At 68.9% G+C, this 16040-nt stretch carries 18 protein-coding genes; 9 read left to right on the top strand and 9 right to left on the bottom strand.

From position 1 onward, the window contains the following. Positions 1–28 precede the first annotated feature (28 nt). Both ON41_RS23935 and ON41_RS23930 read right to left on the bottom strand, forming a co-directional pair. On the bottom strand, positions 29–394 hold the full coding sequence (locus ON41_RS23935; protein ID WP_040750000.1) for a DUF1304 domain-containing protein: 366 nt from the start codon (positions 392–394) through the stop codon (positions 29–31). A 64-nt stretch (positions 395–458) separates the two neighbouring features. Then, a complete protein-coding gene (locus ON41_RS23930) occupies positions 459–1676 on the bottom strand; it encodes an erythromycin esterase family protein (protein ID WP_040749999.1) in 1218 nt (405 codons plus the stop codon). Positions 1677–1766: 90 nt separating this feature from the next. On the opposite strand from ON41_RS23930, the gene ON41_RS23925 reads away from it, so the two are divergent. Then, positions 1767–2258, top strand: coding sequence for a MarR family winged helix-turn-helix transcriptional regulator (locus ON41_RS23925; protein ID WP_040749998.1), 492 nt, complete (start codon positions 1767–1769; stop codon positions 2256–2258). Positions 2259–2308: 50 nt separating this feature from the next. Further along, positions 2309–3142 carry a class I SAM-dependent methyltransferase gene (locus ON41_RS23920; RefSeq protein WP_040749997.1) on the top strand — a complete coding sequence of 278 codons (834 nt, stop codon included), beginning with the start codon at positions 2309–2311 and terminating at the stop codon, positions 3140–3142. A gap of 54 nt (positions 3143–3196) precedes the next feature. Here the strand turns inward: ON41_RS23920 and ON41_RS23915 are convergent, their stop codons facing one another. The 4 genes from ON41_RS23915 to ON41_RS23900 all read right to left on the bottom strand — a co-directional run bounded on the left by ON41_RS23915 (position 3197) and on the right by ON41_RS23900 (position 7660). Then, the gene (locus ON41_RS23915; RefSeq protein ID WP_040749996.1) at positions 3197–4201 is read right to left on the bottom strand and encodes a HEAT repeat domain-containing protein; all 1005 of its coding nucleotides are present in this window, start codon (positions 4199–4201) and stop codon (positions 3197–3199) included. Beyond that, a complete protein-coding gene (locus ON41_RS23910) occupies positions 4195–4869 on the bottom strand; it encodes a HEAT repeat domain-containing protein (RefSeq protein WP_085995778.1) in 675 nt (224 codons plus the stop codon). Before ON41_RS23910 ends, ON41_RS23915 begins: the two co-directional genes overlap by 7 nt. A 133-nt stretch (positions 4870–5002) precedes the next feature. Beyond that, positions 5003–6241: an acyl-CoA dehydrogenase family protein gene (locus tag ON41_RS23905; protein ID WP_040749994.1), complete on the bottom strand. Its 1239-nt coding sequence runs from the start codon at positions 6239–6241 to the stop codon at positions 5003–5005. A gap of 27 nt (positions 6242–6268) precedes the next feature. Next, positions 6269–7660: an acyl-CoA dehydrogenase family protein gene (locus ON41_RS23900; protein ID WP_373281361.1), complete on the bottom strand. Its 1392-nt coding sequence runs from the start codon at positions 7658–7660 to the stop codon at positions 6269–6271. Between the two features lie 178 nt (positions 7661–7838). Here ON41_RS23900 and ON41_RS23895 point away from each other — a divergent pair, with 178 nt between their 5' ends. Continuing rightward, on the top strand, positions 7839–8429 hold the full coding sequence (locus ON41_RS23895) for a class I SAM-dependent methyltransferase (protein WP_040749993.1): 591 nt from the start codon (positions 7839–7841) through the stop codon (positions 8427–8429). Positions 8430–8448: 19 nt separating this feature from the next. Here the strand turns inward: ON41_RS23895 and hisN are convergent, their stop codons facing one another. The 3 genes from hisN to ON41_RS23880 form a co-directional block, all read right to left on the bottom strand. Further along, the gene (hisN, locus tag ON41_RS23890; protein WP_040749992.1) at positions 8449–9234 is read right to left on the bottom strand and encodes a histidinol-phosphatase; all 786 of its coding nucleotides are present in this window, start codon (positions 9232–9234) and stop codon (positions 8449–8451) included. 35 nt (positions 9235–9269) lie between these two features. Further along, entirely contained in the window at positions 9270–10076 is an 807-nt protein-coding gene (locus ON41_RS23885) for an SDR family oxidoreductase (RefSeq protein ID WP_040749991.1), read from the bottom strand. A 125-nt stretch (positions 10077–10201) separates the two neighbouring features. Then, positions 10202–10789 carry an NADPH-dependent FMN reductase gene (locus ON41_RS23880; protein ID WP_040749990.1) on the bottom strand — a complete coding sequence of 196 codons (588 nt, stop codon included), beginning with the start codon at positions 10787–10789 and terminating at the stop codon, positions 10202–10204. Positions 10790–11027: 238 nt separating this feature from the next. On the opposite strand from ON41_RS23880, the gene ON41_RS23875 reads away from it, so the two are divergent. The 6 genes from ON41_RS23875 (at position 11028) to ftsX (ending at position 15886) form a co-directional block, all read left to right on the top strand. Then, entirely contained in the window at positions 11028–11885 is an 858-nt protein-coding gene (locus ON41_RS23875) for a helix-turn-helix domain-containing protein (RefSeq protein WP_040749989.1), read from the top strand. A 71-nt stretch (positions 11886–11956) separates the two neighbouring features. Beyond that, a complete protein-coding gene (gene prfB, locus ON41_RS23870) occupies positions 11957–13075 on the top strand; it encodes a peptide chain release factor 2 (RefSeq protein WP_040749988.1) in 1119 nt (372 codons plus the stop codon). A gap of 144 nt (positions 13076–13219) precedes the next feature. Then, positions 13220–14071, top strand: coding sequence for a mechanosensitive ion channel family protein (locus ON41_RS23865; RefSeq protein WP_040750060.1), 852 nt, complete (start codon positions 13220–13222; stop codon positions 14069–14071). Next, positions 14058–14216 carry an Rv3103c transmembrane domain-containing protein gene (locus tag ON41_RS41805; RefSeq protein WP_157185605.1) on the top strand — a complete coding sequence of 53 codons (159 nt, stop codon included), beginning with the start codon at positions 14058–14060 and terminating at the stop codon, positions 14214–14216. The genes ON41_RS23865 and ON41_RS41805 overlap by 14 nt, the downstream gene beginning before the upstream one ends. A gap of 75 nt (positions 14217–14291) precedes the next feature. After that, the gene (gene ftsE / locus ON41_RS23860) at positions 14292–14981 is read left to right on the top strand and encodes a cell division ATP-binding protein FtsE (protein WP_040749987.1); all 690 of its coding nucleotides are present in this window, start codon (positions 14292–14294) and stop codon (positions 14979–14981) included. Then, the gene (gene ftsX / locus ON41_RS23855; protein WP_040749986.1) at positions 14981–15886 is read left to right on the top strand and encodes a permease-like cell division protein FtsX; all 906 of its coding nucleotides are present in this window, start codon (positions 14981–14983) and stop codon (positions 15884–15886) included. Before ftsE ends, ftsX begins: the two co-directional genes overlap by 1 nt. Positions 15887–16040: the final 154 nt, after the last annotated feature.

Genomic DNA, 16040 nt, shown 5'->3' with positions numbered 1-16040 from the left:
TCATTGCGCCGAGAGGCGTCCGCGGGACTCAGGAGCCGGCGAGCAGCACGAAAAGCAGTGCGATCGCTCCGGGAAGTGCTTGGGTGAGCAGGATTCGGCGGTTGGCGGTCGCCGCTCCGTAGATACCGGCGACAACAACGCATGTGGTGAAGAAGATCTGGGCGGCGTGGCCGACCGGGTCCGAGGCGATCAGGCCCCAGATGAGTCCTGCGGCGAGGAAGCCGTTGTAGAGGCCTTGATTCCCGGCCAGCGTCTTGGTTTCCTGGGCGAATTCGGCGGTGGTGCCGAAGGTCGCACGCACTCTCGGGGTGGTCCACAGGAACATCTCCATGACCAGGATGTACACGTGCAGTGCCGCCACGAGTCCGACGAGAATTTCAGACGCTACACGCATGCGTCGAGGTTACGGGGATCGGTAGCGGGCGGGTCGGAAGACGCGCGCAGCGTCGAAACTCTCCCTAGGTGAGTGGATGCGTGGGGGTGACGGCGCGGATGCGGAGCACGACGTCGAACCAGTCGCCCAGGCCGGCGCCGGCGATGTAGTGGTCGGTGTCGCGGTCGGGGCGGTAGGTGCCGATCACGAGCCGGAGTGTGGTGGGGCTGTGCAGCCACTCGCGCACCGGACCGGCTGGCGCCGTGCGCAGGTCGAGCAGATAGTCGGGGTGTTCGGAGGTGTCCAGCACGCTGTCGGCGAAGTCGGCCGGGGGCGCGGGAACGGACAGGCCGGCGCGGACCTCGCCGTGGTGGAAGGCGACCGCGACCGAGAGGTAGCCCGCGCCGAATCGCTGCCGGAGCAGGGATCCCGTGGTGGGGAACTCCTGCGACATGGCGTGTAGGGTCAGTCGTTCCGCGACGGCGGTATTCGACACGCCCTCCCAGTACACGACGCGTTCGCCGGTGCGCTCGTGCCGGTTCGCGATGCGGTCGGCGGCGTCGGCCGATTCGGCGGCGAAGTCCCGGTGGCCCGATGCGGTGCTGGTCTCGTGGTATCGCAGGATGAGGCGGGCGGCCGTCACGACGTCCGGGGTGGTTTCCGGCAGCGATTCCACCAGTGCCAGAGCGTCTTTCGCGTGCTCGGCGAACGGGCGTCCGGGGTGGGCGCCGTTCGCGCGCTGGATGTGCTCGCCGAGCCGGTGGGCCGTCACGATCGGGTCGTAGTGTGATCGCAATTCGACGAGGCGTTGGGGCGCAACGGTTTCCACGAAACGCGACACCTGCTCGTAGTGCGCCGGTTTGGCGGCCTCGGGGGTCAGGCCGAAAAGCCGCAGGGGATCGTGCGGATGGGTGCGATTGAAGTCGCGGGCCCAGTGCAGAACGGCGAGCGTCTCGGTATTGCGCCACGGAACCCACGCCTCTCGCAGAATCGCCTGTGGGTCACCGTCGCCCGTCCGCGCGTACTCGTCCATGGCCGCGACCACCGATTCGTCGTCGAGCAGCGCGAGCGCACGGAAGCCGTTGAACTCCACCAGCATTCGCAGCAGGCGATGTGTGGTCGCGGCGAGTTCGTGACCGGCGCGGGTGGTCGTGCCGACCCCGATGACCACCGCGTCGTCGGCCGCGCGAGTCACCGGCCGCAGATCCTCGACCGATCCCTCGGCCTCGACCGTGGCCAGGGGATGGGCGTTGGCCCGGATCCAGTGGGTGACCTCAGCGGCGATGGCCGTCGCATGCGACATGATGGCTCCTGAACGAGCGAAGAACGAGGAAAGTACCTTTGTCATCAAAGGTAAATACCTTTGATGACAAAGTCAATTGGAGGTGGAGCGATGTCGGCTTCGGAGCCGGCCCCGGACCCGGCCGGTCCGGACGCCGACGCGGCGGTCCGCGCGATGCTGCTGCTCATGCCCCGGCTGGTCGGCCGGGCCAAGAAGACGCAGCCCCCGGAGGAACTGCGGTCCCTCGCCCTGGCCCCGCGCCACCTGTCCCTGCTGTCCTACCTGCTCTTCGACGGACCCCTGACGGTGAACGACCTGGCCGCCCGCCTGGAGGTGGCCCCCACCACGGTCAGCCTCATGGTCGGCGACCTGAACCGCCAGGGCATCCTCGACCGCCACGCCGACCCCGCCGACCGCCGCCGCAAGATCATCACGATCACCCCCGACACCCTCCCGTCCATCCGCCGCTGGCTGGCCCGAGGCGCCGAAGCCTGGCACACCGCCCTGTCCCCCCTCACCCCCGCCCAACGCCGCCTCTTCATTGACACCCTCCACGCCTACGAACGCGCCGCAGGCGGTCACGGCGCGGACCCGGAGCAGTGAGTTCACAAGAATCGTTCGCGAATCAGGCTGCGTCAGCTCAGAATCGACCCATGGCCGAGCTTGTGCTGACAGCGGAACGCCGTGCGGAACTGGCCGGGCTCCTGGGCGACGACCAGCGCCTCCGGACCGAATATCCGAAGGTCGCCGAGTACTTGGACGCCGCGCCCATGCTGCCGGGTACGTCGGACGAACGGGCGGACGCGGCATTCGATCTACGCGTCGTGCACTACATGACCGGTGACCGCTCGATCAGCGCGAACCCCTACTGGGACATCGTCGCCCCATCGGTCTCCGAGCGCGATGGCCGGCGCACGGTCGACGGCGGACGGCCGAGGGGCAGCGCCCGCCTCGGCTTCGCCCAAACCGTCCTGCAAGCGGCCTACGCGTACGCGATCCCGGCTCCGGAGACGATCGCATGGCTGGCCGCGTTCTCCTACGGCCGCCGAGTGGTCGAACTGGGTGCCGGCCGCGGATATTGGGCAGCACAACTGGCCGACGCCGGCGTGCGCGTCGAGGCGTACGACTCCGAACCTCCGGACAGCACCGAGAATGCCTCGTTCCCCTGTGTCGCAGGTCAACAGGCCGTATGGCACAGCGTCCGCGGCGTCGGCGAATACTCCGCGCGAGAGGCCGCAGAGTCGGACGTGCTACTCCTGATCTGGCCGCCCGGCTGGGGCAACCCGATGGCGTCCGAGGCGCTCGCGACCTTCGAGGCCGGAGGCGGCAACCGTCTCGTCTACATCGGAGAACCGCAGGGCGGCAAGACCGGCGACGACGCGTTCTTCGACGCCTTGGCGGCGTCCTGGCATCTCGAATCCGAAGACCCGCACTATGTTTCGTGGTGGAACCTGCCGGACCGTGCGCAGGCGTGGGTGAGGCGCTGAGCGGATGCGGGGCTGCCGGAACTGTCACCGACTCTTCGATCGCGACGAAGGCGACTATCCGTCCGGTTGGAGCACGTCCGCGAGAGCCGAGGCTACGCGGGCCACGGACCGGTCGTCGTCGGTCGCCAGTTGTCGCAGGATGGGTACCGCGAGGGGCCGGGGCAGTTCGGCCAGGGCCTGGGTCAGCCGGATGCGTATAGCGGAATCTGCTGTGTGAGTGTCGAATTCGGCGGACAACGCGCTCACGATCCGGTCTGCCCATTGCGCGTCCTGGGCCAGCGCTCCCAGGAGTTCGGCGGCCTCGACGTCGTTCGGGCCCTGGACGATGGTGGCGACGAGGGCAGGGATGGCTCGGGGTTCGCCGCGGGCGCCGAGGGTGAGGGCGGCGGTTCTGCGGACCGTCGCGTCGGGGTCCTCGAGGGCGGTGGTGAGTGCGGTGGTCGTCTCCTCGCCGGGGAGTTCGGCGAGCGCCAGGACGGCGCGGCGGCGGATTTCGGCGTCTTCGGAGTTCAGGCCGATTGCGAGGGCGGTTACGGCGTCGGTGCCGGATCGGGCGATGGCCCAGCGGAGGGCTCCGGCGACATTCTGGTCGGATTCGGCGAGGACGGCCTCGGCCAGCAATTCGGCGGGGACCGCCGTGTCGGCCGGGGCCAGGACGGCCTGTTGCCGTCGTGCGGCGTCGTGTGACCCCAGTCCGTGCAGGAGTTGGACTATGCGCAGGACGTCCTGCCAGTGGGAGGGGTCGGCGGCGTCGACCGCGCGGAGCCGGTCGAGGAGTTCCTGCTCTCGGTTCAGCCGGTCCTCGGTTTTCCGGATGAGGTCGCCGACCAGTGCCGACGGGGTGAAGCCGGGGTCGTCCAGAGCGCGCGCGACTTGGCTGAGCGAGAGTCCCACCGAACGCAGCCCCTCGACGAAGAGGATCCGCCGGATGTCGTCGGGGGAGTACTCCCGATAGCCGCCGACGGTGCGGCCGGTGGGGCGCACCAGCCCGAGGGAGTCGTAGTGCCGGAGCATCCGGGCACTCACCCCCGACTGGCGCGCCACCTCGCCGATCAGCACGTAGTCGTCTCCTCCCGATCCGGACCGAGCGCCCTGACCCGTTTCGCCTCGTCGACGGCGAGGTCGAATCCCGCGTCGGGGTCGTGCAGCAGCCGTTGCGTGGCTCGTGCATGCGCACGGACCACCGGGTCGCGATGTGCCAGCGCCGTTTCCAGAACCGGTTCGACCACGTCACCGAGTGCGACGAGCGCCCGGCTCAGGCTCAGTCGCGTGTCTCGATCACCGCGCCCGAACTGCACCGCCAGCTCGCCCGCCAGCCTAACCTTCTCCTCCTCGGGCACGAGGACGACCGCCGCGCGCCACGCACTCCGCGCCACCTCGACGTCGGCATCGTGCAGCAACGCCCGCGTGATCGCGGGCCACACCGCCCGATCCCCGATCTTCGACAACGTGTGCAACGCCTGACTACGAGCCTGCGCCCGCCCCGACCGCAACTCCTCCCGCAGCCTCGGAACCGTGACCTCCGCCGGCAGCCGCGTCAACGCCCACGTGAGCATGTCCCGCACGAAGAAATCCGGCTCAACCGCACACCGCTCCACCAGCGCCTCGAGAAATCCGGCGTCGGGATCCGTCCCAGCCGCCAACGCCGCCTTCAACCGCGTCGACGAACTCTCGGCCGCCAACGCCCCGAGCAGCCGCCTCTCCTGTGTCGTGTGTACCGAGTCCATGATGACCACCTCCACCACCCAGTGAACGGCTTGTCACAGTGACAAGGTCAAGCCCGGCGCGGCCCGGAGACGAGAAAACCGGTGCGAGCCCCCGAGGCTCGCACCGGTTTCCGGTGTGCTGCGTACTACCTCGTCACTTCAGTTCGGAGCTGGTGAGTTCCAGCACCCGGCGGGCGACGATGAGTTGCTGGATTTGTTGGGTGCCCTCGAAGATGTCGAGGATTTTGGCGTCGCGGGCCCACTTTTCCAGGAGGGTGCGCTGAGAGTAGCCGATGTCGCCGGCCAGTTCTACGGCCTTGAGGGTGACGTCGGTGCCCATGCGGCCGGCCTTGGCCTTGGACATGGAGGCCTCGAGGGAGTTGGGCTTCTTGTTGTCGGCCATCCAGCCGGCGCGCAGCGACAGGAGGTAGGCCGCCTCCCAATCCGCCTCCAGGCGAAGGAATTCCGCGGCGGCGGCGGGCTGGCTGTTGGCGGGGCGGTCGTAGTCGATCTCGACGCCGGCCTCGGTGAGGATCTTGCGCAGTTCCTCGAGGGCGGCGCGGCCGACGCCGACGGCCATCGCGGCGACCAGCGGGCGGGTGTTGTCGAAGGTCTGCATGACCCCGGCAAAACCCTTCTCCACGTTGACCTCCGGGCTGCCGAGGATGTTGTCCTTCGGGATCCGGCAGTCCTCGAGCCGCAGCTCGGCGGTGTCGGAGGCCTTGATGCCCAGCTTGTGCTCGAGCCGGGCGACGGTGAGGCCCGGGGCATCCCGCGGCACCACGAACGACTTGATGGCGGCGCGGCCCTTGGACCGGTCGACCGACGCCCACACCACGATGTGGGTGGCGCGCGAACCCGCGGTCACGAAGATCTTGGTGCCGTTGAGCACCCACTCGTCACCGTCGAGCACCGCGGTGGTGGATACGGCCGCCGAGTCGGAACCGAACGCCGGCTCGGTGATCGCCATCGCGGCCCACACCTTGCCGAAACGATCCAGCTGCTCGTCGGTGGCGACCGCCGCGATGGCGGCGTTGCCGAGGCCCTGGTAGGGGATCGACAGCATCAGGCCGACGTCGCCCCAGGAGGTCTCCAGGGCGTTCATCAGCGCGGACATGTTGCCGCCGTTGGTGTTACCGAGCAGCTCGGTGGCGTGCGAGTCCTTGTCCTTCTCCCCGGTCTCGGACTTGCGGCCGCCGGTGGCGCCGGAGATGTCCTGGGTGCCGGAGTCGGCGAGGCCCTCCACCATGGCGGCCATGGTGTCCAGCTCGACCGGGTACTCGTGCTCGGCGAGGTCGTACTTGCGCGAGATCGGGCGGAAGATCTCCTGGGCGACCTGATGGGCCTGATTGGCGCTGGCCCGCAGCTTCTTGGGAAGTTCGAGATTGATCATGTCAGTGGCTCCGTCGAAAGTCGTGGGTCAGACCAGCACTACGCCCTCGGCGACGCCGATGGCCCGCAGATCGCGGTACCAGCGCTCGACCGGGTGCTCCTTGGTGTAGCCGTGGCCGCCGAGCAGCTGCACGCCGTCCAGGCCGATCTGCATGCCCTTGTCGGTGGCCAGCTTCCGGGCCAGCGCCGCCTCACGGGCGAAGGACAGGCCCTGCTCCGCGCGTGACGCACCCCGCAGAGTCACGAGCCGCATACCGTCGAGCTCGATCGCGATATTCGCGACCATGAACGCCACCGCCTGGCGGTTGGCGATCGGCTCGCCGAACGCCTCGCGCTCCTTCACGTACGGGATCACGTAGTCGAGCACGGCCTGGCCGGTGCCGACCGCCAGCGAGGCCCAGCCCAGGCGGGCCAGCCGCACCGCGTCGGCGTACTCCTCGGCGCGCTGGGCGGCGTCGCCGTCGCCCAGGACCGCCTCGGTGGGGACCGCGACATTGTCCAGCAGCAGCCGGCCCAGACCGGCGGCGCGCAGGCCCATGCTCGGGTCGGCCTCGATCACGACGCCCGGGGTGTCGGATTCGACGATGAACAGCGCGGGCCGGCCGTCGAGTTCGGCGGCGACGATGAACAGTTCGGCATCGGCGGCGGCCGGGACCAGGCTCTTGACCCCGTTGAGGCGGTAGCCGCTGGGGGAGCGCGTGGCCTTGGTCTGCAGCGCGAACGGATCGAACAGCGCGCGCGGCTCGCTGATCACGACCGACGCCTGCGGCACGTTCTCACCCGTGAACGCGCCCAGGTAGGTCTTCTGCTGCGCGTCGGTACCCCACTGCGACAGCGCGACCGCGACACCCGAGGGCGCCAGGATCGGCAGAGCCAGACCCATATCGCCGTGCGCGAGCGCCTCGGCGACCATCGAATTGGTGACCGCGCCACGCTCGGCGGCCGCGCCCTCCAGCTCCTCGGGGACGTTGATGAGGGTGATGCCCAGCTCGGCGGCGCGCTCGAGCAGATCGCGCGGGGCCTTGGCGGCGCCGTCGGCCTCGTAGGCGGCCGGGCGCAGGATCTCCTCGGAGAACTCGCGCACCGTCTCGACGATCATCTTCTGCTCGTCGCTCGGGGTGAGGTCGAAGTAGTCCTTGGTGCGGGACTCGTTGGCGGGCAGGCGCTTCGGCTGGCCGCCGCCCGTGACCTTGGAGAAGGCGCGGGTCGCCTTGCCGAGCGTGCGGAAGCCCGACTTGGTGCTCTCGTAGGTGAGGCGGTTGATCGGTTCGCGCAGCTTGTACTTCTCGGCGAGCTCGGACCCGGTGAGGGTCGTCATGACCCGCATGGCCGCGCCCATCCAGTCGCGCTTCTGCGGATTCAGCCCGACGGCGGAATCCGGACGTCGCTTCGTTGCGGTGTCTCGAGTGCTCATAATCACCAGTCTTCTCGGGGTGGGGGTGGGTGATCGAAGTCCCAGCATCTTACTTTCGAGTAAGTCTATCTTACTCCAGAGTAAGAACGGAGTCGAGCGGCAGCATACATACGGCGATCTCCGCCACACTCATTGTCGAGCGGATGAGCGGGATCGGCGGTCGTCTCCCGGATACTGTCGGTGAATGGCGCAGTTCCATTTCGACCCCGACACCTACGCCGAACTCATGGCCGCGGAGGTCCCCGCCTACGCGCGCCTGCAGGACGCCGTCCGCGACGCGACGATCGGTGTTGCCCGGACCGGACGGGTGCTCGATCTGGGAACCGGGACCGGGGTGACCGCGCGCGGGGTACTCCAGGCGCATCCCGGGGCCACGCTCGTGGGAGTGGACGAGAGCGCGGCGATGCTCGACCACGCCCGCGCGGCCCTGCCCGTGGATACCGAACTGCGCGTGGGCCGGTTGCAGGATCCGCTCCCCGCCGGGCCGTTCGACCTGGTCGTCTCGGCGCTGGCGGTGCATCACCTGGATGGTCCGGAGAAAGCCGACCTCTTCACCAGGGTGGCATGGCAACTCGTGCCGGGTGGCCGGTTCGTCCTGGGCGACTTGGTGATTCCCGAGGATCCCGCCGATGCCGTGACCCCGATCGACGACGCCTACGACACCCCCAGCACCGCCGCCGATCAGATCCGCTGGCTGTCCGAGGCCGGATTCGCCGTCGAGATCGCCTGGGAAGACCGGGATCTCGCCGTCTTCGTCGCCGACCGCGACCGCTGAGCGCGGGAGCCGCGCCCGGTCAGGGACGCAGCCGCGTCAGCACCTGCTCGTGCAGCGGGCCGTTGGTGGCGACCGCACTGCCGCGGTGCGGGCCGGGGCCGCCGTCGAGGGCGGTGAAGGTGCCGCCCGCCTCGCGGATCAGGACGTCCAGGGGGGCCAGGTCCCACAGGTTGACCTCGGGTTCGGTGGCGATATCGACCGCGCCCTCGGCGACCAGGCAGTATCCGTAGAAGTCGCCGTAGCCGCGGGTGCGCCACACCTCGTCGGTGAGGCCGATCAGCTGATCGCGCAGGCCGAGGTCGCGCCAGCCGGAGAGACTGGAGATGGCCAGGCTGGCCGAGCCCAGCTCGCGCACCGCCGAGACCGAGATCGCCCGCGCCGGTTCGGTCTCGAACCGGGTCCACGCGCCGGAACCCGTTGCGGCCCACCAGCGCCGGGCCAGCGCGGGCGCGCTCACCACGCCCACCACCGGTACGCCGTCCTCGAGCAGTGCGATCAGCGACGCCCACACCGGCACCCCGCGCACGAAGTTCTTGGTCCCGTCGATGGGGTCGATCACCCACTGCCGCCCGCTGATCTCGGCGTCGCCGCCGAATTCCTCGCCGAGGACGGCGTCGGCGGGCCGTTCGCGGCCGAGTTCGTCCCGCAGGGCCCGCTCCACCGCCAGATCCGCATCCGATACCGGTGTCAGATCCGGCTTGCTGTCCACGGTGAGGTCCAACGCCCCGAACCGGGCACGGGTGATCGCGTCGGCCGCATCGGCCAGGCGCAGGGCAAGCTCGAGATCCGCGGTGTGGTCACTCACGCCGCACACGGTAGCCGGTGCCTGCGACGGGAACGCTACTGCCCGATCTGCCAGACCGCGGGCCAGTCCTTGCCGCGGAAGGCCGCGTCGATGCCGCCGTCGCAGTAGACGACCGAGCCGACGAAGAAGCCCGCCTTGTCCGACAGCAGGAAGGCCACCAGTTCCGCGATCTCCTCGGGCCGGCCCGCGCGGCCGACGGGGGTGGCGGCGAGGAAGCCCTTCATGCCCTCGCCGATCAGCGCGTCCTTGGTGCCCTCCTGCGTCATCGGGGTGTCGATGAGGCCCGGCGCTATGGCGTTGAGGCGGATGCCCTCCTTGATGTACTCCGCCGATTTCGTCCGCGCGTACCAGGCCAGCGCGGCTTTGGTGGCCGGATAGGCCTGGATCGCGGCGAGGTCGCCGAAGGATTCGGCGATGCCGCGGGCGCGTTCCTCCTCCCCGGCCAGGCAGGCGTCGGCCAGCTCGACCGGCCAGTTCGGTTGTGTCGTGGTCGAATTCGACGAGACCAGCACGACCGATGCGGATCCGGCGGCGCGCAGCAGCGGCCGCACGCCCTCGAGTAGTGCGATCGCCCCGAAGTAGTTGACCGACACCAGTAGCCCGCCCGGGCGGCCGGTCGCGGCGGCCACCCCGGCGAACGGCAGGAATCCGTCGAGCCGTCCCTCGCTCAGCCGGGTGATCTCGGCGACGGCGTGGGCGCGGCCGTCCGCGGTGCCGAGGTCGGCGGTGACGTCGGCGTCGCGCAGGTCCACGCCGATCACCCGGTGCCCGGCCTTCTCGAAGTGCTCGCGCACGGCCGCGCCGATACCCGACGCGCTCCCGGTCACTGCGATGGTGCTCATCCGGCCTCCTCGATGTCGAACGCCATCCCACCACCTGCGGATCGGGCGGTGCGACATCACATCCACTGAGTGGGGAATGTAGTTGCGGCGCGTCCCCGTTCGTTGGTAAACGGCGTAAACAGTCTTCAGGCGGCGACTCGTGCGGCGGCCAGTGCGCTTGCCCACCAGTGCAATTGGTCGAGCATGGCGGTGGCGGCGGCCTCGGGGCCCTCGGGCTCTAGGAGGGTGCCGTCGTTGTCGAACAGGAGGTAGTAGCGGGGGAAGGAGACGTAGTTGCGGACGGTGTGGGCGTTGAGTTCGTTGAACACCGAGCGCAGGTGTTCGATCGCGAGCAGGCCGCCGGTGAGTCCGCTGTAGCCGACGAAACCGATCGCCTTGCGGTCCCACTGCGTGAAATGCCAGTCGATGGCGGTCTTGATCGACGCCGGGTAGCTGCGGTTGATGTCGGGCGTCACGATGACGATCGCGTCGGCTCGTTCCAGGCTTCGGGTGAGGGCGGCCATGCCGTCGGGGCGGACCGGATTCGGCTCGATCATCGGCGAGGTGGCCGGCAGCGCGTGTGGCAGGTCCACCTCGGCGAGATCGATCACGTCGATCTCGAATCCGGCGTGCTCGCCGGCCCGCTCGGCGAACCAGTTCGCCACCACCGGGCCGAAGCGCCCGTCGCGGACGCTGGCGATGACCACGGCGAGACGCAGGGTAGTGCTGGACATTCGAAACTCCTTCGGGTGCGGTTGTCGTATCGCTCGCTACGACTCTGCTGATGTCCGCACCGGTCAGGGAGCCCGCTGTGAGGGTGGTAGTGGCAGGGGCACCCTCCGCGCCGCGCGCACTGATAGCGTCGGGCAATGAGGGAGCGTGAAGGAGTGCGGCCGTGAGTGAGCTTGCGAGCGAACCATCAGCACAGCGTGCTTCGCGCACGGTGGCACCGAGCGCCAGCGAGGTGACGCCGTGAGTGACAACGAACTGGGCCTGTTCCTGCGCACTCGTCGCGAGGACGTCACCCCCGCCGACGTCGGACTTCCCGCCGGGCCGCGCCGGCGCACCCCCGGCCTGCGCCGCGCGGAACTGGCGACCCTGGCCGGCGTCAGCGTCGAATACCTGATCCGCCTGGAACAGGGCCGCGACCGCCACCCGTCCTCGGCGGTGCTGTCGTCGCTCGCCGACGCCCTGCGTATGACGCCGAGCCAGCGAGTGCACATGTACCGCCTGGTCAAAGGCGCGGATCCGGGTTTCCACTGCCTGGGCGGCGCCACCCCGAATCGCGAGGTGCGCCCGGCGGTACGGGCGGTGCTCGACCAGCTCGAGCCCGCTCCCGCGGCCGTGATCAACCGGCTCGGCGAGGTCCTGGCCTGCACCGAGGGCTATCACCGGGTGATGGGCCCGCTCGGGCTGCTCGACGGCGGCCTCCCGGCCAGCATCCCGCGGTTCGTCTTCACCGACGAACGGTCCCGCGCGGCCTATCCGGACTGGGAGCACTGGGCCGACAAATCGGTCGCGACGCTGAAAGAGGGCCCGTTCCAATCGGATCCGCAGGTCGCCGCGCTGATCGACGAACTCACCGTCACCGTCGGCGCGGAGTTCACCGACCGCCTGGCGCGCATCCCGGGTTTCGCCGACGCCAACGGCATCGCGCGCCTGATCCACCCGGACGCCGGATCGCTGCGGTTCGCCTACGAGCGGCTGGACCTGTCCGCCGACGACGACCAGCACATCCTGATCAGCCTCCCCGCCGACGCCACGACCGCCGCCGCTCTCGACACGCTGATCGGCCGCCGTCCGGGCGCCCTGCGGGCCGTCTCGGGCTGATCCCGCGAGCGCGTCCGCGCTGACCTCGGCGTATTTCGCGGCTCGGACCGCGACCGGTAGATTGGACAATCGTGCATCCTGACGTGTCCGCTGATCTGGCCGAACTCGACACCACGCTGAAGACCGTCGAGGCGGTCCTCGATGTCGACGAGCTGCGCCGCCGGATCGACGAGCTGGAACACCAGGCCGCCGACCCGGAGCTGTGGAACGACCAGGAGCACGCGCAGCGGGTCACCAGCGAACTGTCGCACTCCCAGGGCGAATTGCGCCGCGTCACCGAACTGCGCCAGCGCCTCGAGGATCTCCCGGTGCTCTACGAACTCGCCGAGGACGAGGAGGGCGAGGCCCGCACGAGCGCCCTCGCCGACGCCGACGCCGAACGCGCCTCGCTGCACGCCGATGTGGAGGCGATGGAGGTCCGCACCCTGCTGTCGGGCGAGTACGACAAGCGTGAGGCGCTGGTCAACATCCGTTCCGGTGCGGGCGGAGTCGACGCCGCCGACTGGGCCCAGATGCTGATGCGCATGTACGTGCGCTGGGCCGAGCGGCACAAGTACTCCGTCGAGCTCTACGACACCTCCTACGCCGAGGAGGCGGGCATCAAGAGCGCCACCTTCGCGGTCAAGGTGCCCTATGCCTACGGCACCCTGTCGGTGGAGATGGGCACGCACCGGCTGGTGCGCATCAGCCCGTTCGACAACCAGGGCCGCCGCCAGACCTCCTTCGCCGAGGTCGAGGTGCTGCCGGTGGTCGAGACCACCGACCACATCGACGTGCCCGAGGGCGATATCCGCGTCGACGTCTACCGCTCCTCGGGTCCCGGCGGCCAGAGCGTCAACACCACCGACTCCGCGGTGCGCATCACCCACATCCCCACCGGCATCGTCGTGACCTGCCAGAACGAGAAATCGCAGCTGCAGAACAAGATCTCGGCCATGCGGGTGCTGCAAGCGAAGCTGCTGGAGCGCAAGCGGCAGGAGGAGCGCGCGCAGATGGACGCGCTCAAGACCACCGAGGGCGCGTCGTGGGGCAACCAGATGCGCTCGTACGTGCTGCACCCGTACCAGATGGTCAAGGACCTGCGCACCAACTACGAAGTGAACAACCCGACCGCGGTGCTCGACGGCGATATCGACGGGTTCATCGAGGAAGGTATCCGCTGGCGGATGCGTCAAGGTGCCGAGCAGTAATACCGCGGGAATTCGGCTTCTCGCTATCACGGCGCAATCACGACGTTTCGGGCAGTGCGAGCGACGTAGTAGCCTGTCTGGCGTGTCTTTCGGTGGCAGGACGATTCGTGGTGGTATCCGCTCGGCACCGGGAAGGGCGTGTCGATGAACGCGAATCTAGCGGCCGGCGGCGACGTCACCACATTCCTTCGCGGCAGCGGTCTCGAGATCGTGCTGTACATCATCGGCGCGGTTCTTTTCGGGCGGTTCGCGACGTTCGTCCGGGATCGGATCACGCGGCGCATCGACGCCGGATTCCAGAGCAGCGATTCGCTCGTGCGCTCGGAGGCGGCCAAGCACCGGCACGCGCTGGCGCAGGTCGTCACCTGGGTGGTGCTGTCGCTGGTCTACTTCCTGGTGGCCCTGCAAGTGGTGCAGCGCTTGGGATTTCCGCTCGGCGGCCTGGTCGCCCCGGCGGCCGTGATCGGCGCCGCGGTGGGTTTCGGCGCGCAGCGCATCGTGCAGGACCTCCTGGCCGGATTCTTCCTGATCACCGAGCGGCAGTACGGATTCGGTGACGTGGTGAGCATCGCGGTGACGGGGCAGACGGTGCCCGCGGAGGGCACGGTCGAGGACGTCACGCTGCGCATCACCACGCTGCGCAACGTCGACGGCGAGGTGATCACGGTGCCCAACGGGCAGATCGTGAAAGTGACCAACCTGTCGAAGGATTGGGCGCGCGCGGCGATCGATGTGCCGGTGCCGGCCACCGCCGACATCACCCGGGTCAACGAGATCCTGCACGAGGTGGGCGCCAAGGCGTTCCAGGACCGCAGGCTCAAATCGCTGCTGCTGGACGAGCCGACGGTGATGGGCCTCGAGGATCTGACAGTGGATCAGATGAACATCAGGATGGTTGCCCGGACCTTGCCGGGTAAGCAATTCGAAGTCGGGCGCGAACTCCGGGTACGGGTGGTCGCGGCCATGCGTCGGGAGGGTATGGGTGAGACTGCGTAAATCCACGGCGGTCCTGATCAGTGTCTGGGTCGCGGCGTTCGTCCTGTATGTGTTCGTCAAACCGACAACTCCGGACCACGCCGGCTTCGCGCCGATCGCCGATACGATTCCGAAATCGGTGGTGTCGAGCCACTCGTCCGAGTGACGTGAATGTGACACGAGGCATTACCTCGGCGTGCGCCGGGGAATGCCTGTTCTTCGCTGGCTACACTGGGCGCTCGTGATCACCCTGCGGAACGTGACCAAGTCGTTTCCGACCTCGACGCGCCCGGCATTGGACAATGTCTCGGTCGAGATCGGCAAGGGCGAGTTCGTCTTCATCATCGGGCCCTCCGGTTCGGGCAAGTCGACGTTCATGCAGCTGCTGCTCAAGGATGTGAAGCCGACGTCCGGCGAGGTGCACGTCGCCGACTTCCGGGTCGATCGGCTCCCCGGGCGGCGGGTGCCCAAGCTGCGCCAGCGCCTCGGCTGTGTATTCCAGGACTTCCGGCTGCTGCAGCAGAAGACCGTCGAGCAGAATGTCGCGTTCGCGCTGGAGGTGATCGGTAAGAACCGCAAGTTCATCCAGCGTGCGGTCCCGGAGGCGCTGGATCTGGTGGGCCTGTCCGGTAAGGCCGACCGGCTGCCGAGCGAGATGTCCGGCGGCGAGCAGCAGCGGGTCGCGATCGCGCGGGCGTTCGTGAACCGGCCGCTGGTGCTGCTGGCCGACGAGCCCACCGGCAACCTCGACCCGGAGACCAGTCAGGACATCATGACGCTGCTGGAACGCATCAACCGCACGGGCACGACGGTGCTCATGGCGACACACGACAACCACATCGTCGACGCGATGCGCCGGCGCGTGGTCGAACTCGATCGCGGCCGCCTGGTCCGCGACGAGGCGACCGGTGTGTACGGGGTGGGCCGGTAATGCGCGCGAGCTTCCTGTTCGGCGAGGTCTTCAACGGCCTGCGCCGCAATGTCACCATGACCATCGCGATGATCCTCACCACCGCGGTATCGCTGACCATGCTGGGCGGCGGCCTGCTGGCGGTGCGGATGGCCGACAAGACCGAGCAGTACTTCCTGGATCGGCTCGAGGTCCGGCTGTACATGACCGACGACGTGTCGGCGAACGATCCGGACTGTTCGAAGGATCCGTGCCGGACGCTGATGGCGGATCTGAAGAACACCTCCGGCGTGGTGTCGGTGCAGTACCTCAGCCGCGACGACGCGATCCACGAGGCCAAGGAGAAGACCTTCAAGGATCAGCCCGAGCTGGCGGCCTATGTCAGCCAGTCGCCGCTGCCGGCCTCGCTGCGGGTGAAGATGGCCGACGCGGGGGAGTACCCGCGGATCTTCCAGGACTTCCAGACCCGCGAGGGCGTCGGATTCGTGCGCAACGACAAGGACATCGTGGACCGGCTGGTGAGCCTGTTCGACGGCCTGCGCAACGCGGCGTTCGGCCTGGCGGTGCTCCAGGCGCTGGCCGCGCTGCTGCTGATCGCGAACATGGTGCAGATCGCGGCGTTCACGCGGCGCACGGAGGTCGGCATCATGCGCCTGGTCGGCGCCACGCGCTGGTACACGCAGCTGCCCTTCCTGCTGGAGGCGGTGGCGGCCGCGGTGGCCGGTTCGGTGCTCGCGGTGGGCGGTCTGCTCATCGCCCGGCCGCTGGTCATCGACCGCGCCCTCGGCGATCTGTTCTCCTCCAAGGTGTTCCCGCGCATCACCGGCGACGACATCCTCATCGTGGCCATGACCATCGTCCCGGTCGGCATCGCCTTCGCCGCCCTCACCGCCTACGGCACCCTCCGCTACTACGTGCGGGAATAAACGTTCGCGCCCGCGCCGTACTCTCCGGTCGCTCCGGTCCGCGCGCGCCCTGGTCGCTCCGGTCCGCGCGCGCCCTGGTCGCTCCGGTCCGCGCGCGCCCTGGTCGCTCCGGTCCGCGCGCGCCCTGGTCGCTCCGGTCCGCGCGCGCCCTGGT

The sequence above is a fragment of the Nocardia transvalensis NBRC 15921 genome (genome assembly GCF_000308875.1).
In the GTDB taxonomy this organism is placed as follows: Bacteria; Actinomycetota; Actinomycetes; order Mycobacteriales; family Mycobacteriaceae; genus Nocardia; species Nocardia transvalensis.
The sequence above is the reverse complement of the archived record's forward strand: the minus strand, read 5'-3'. Positions and strand labels throughout refer to the sequence as shown.

Bases quoted from the DNA above. Each gene is read 5' to 3' on its own strand.
- ON41_RS23935 (WP_040750000.1), bottom strand. From the start codon at position 394: ATGCGTGTAGCGTCTGAAATTCTCGTCGGACTCGTGGCGGCACTGCAC.
- ON41_RS23930 (WP_040749999.1), bottom strand. From the start codon at position 1,676: ATGTCGCATGCGACGGCCATCGCCGCTGAGGTCACCCACTGGATCCGG.
- ON41_RS23925 (WP_040749998.1), top strand. From the start codon at position 1,767: ATGTCGGCTTCGGAGCCGGCCCCGGACCCGGCCGGTCCGGACGCCGAC.
- ON41_RS23920 (WP_040749997.1), top strand. From the start codon at position 2,309: ATGGCCGAGCTTGTGCTGACAGCGGAACGCCGTGCGGAACTGGCCGGG.
- ON41_RS23910 (WP_085995778.1), bottom strand. From the start codon at position 4,869: ATGGACTCGGTACACACGACACAGGAGAGGCGGCTGCTCGGGGCGTTG.
- ON41_RS23905 (WP_040749994.1), bottom strand. From the start codon at position 6,241: ATGATCAATCTCGAACTTCCCAAGAAGCTGCGGGCCAGCGCCAATCAG.
- ON41_RS23895 (WP_040749993.1), top strand. From the start codon at position 7,839: ATGGCGCAGTTCCATTTCGACCCCGACACCTACGCCGAACTCATGGCC.
- ON41_RS23885 (WP_040749991.1), bottom strand. From the start codon at position 10,076: ATGAGCACCATCGCAGTGACCGGGAGCGCGTCGGGTATCGGCGCGGCC.
- ON41_RS23880 (WP_040749990.1), bottom strand. From the start codon at position 10,789: ATGTCCAGCACTACCCTGCGTCTCGCCGTGGTCATCGCCAGCGTCCGC.
- ON41_RS23865 (WP_040750060.1), top strand. From the start codon at position 13,220: ATGAACGCGAATCTAGCGGCCGGCGGCGACGTCACCACATTCCTTCGC.
- ftsX (WP_040749986.1), top strand. From the start codon at position 14,981: ATGCGCGCGAGCTTCCTGTTCGGCGAGGTCTTCAACGGCCTGCGCCGC.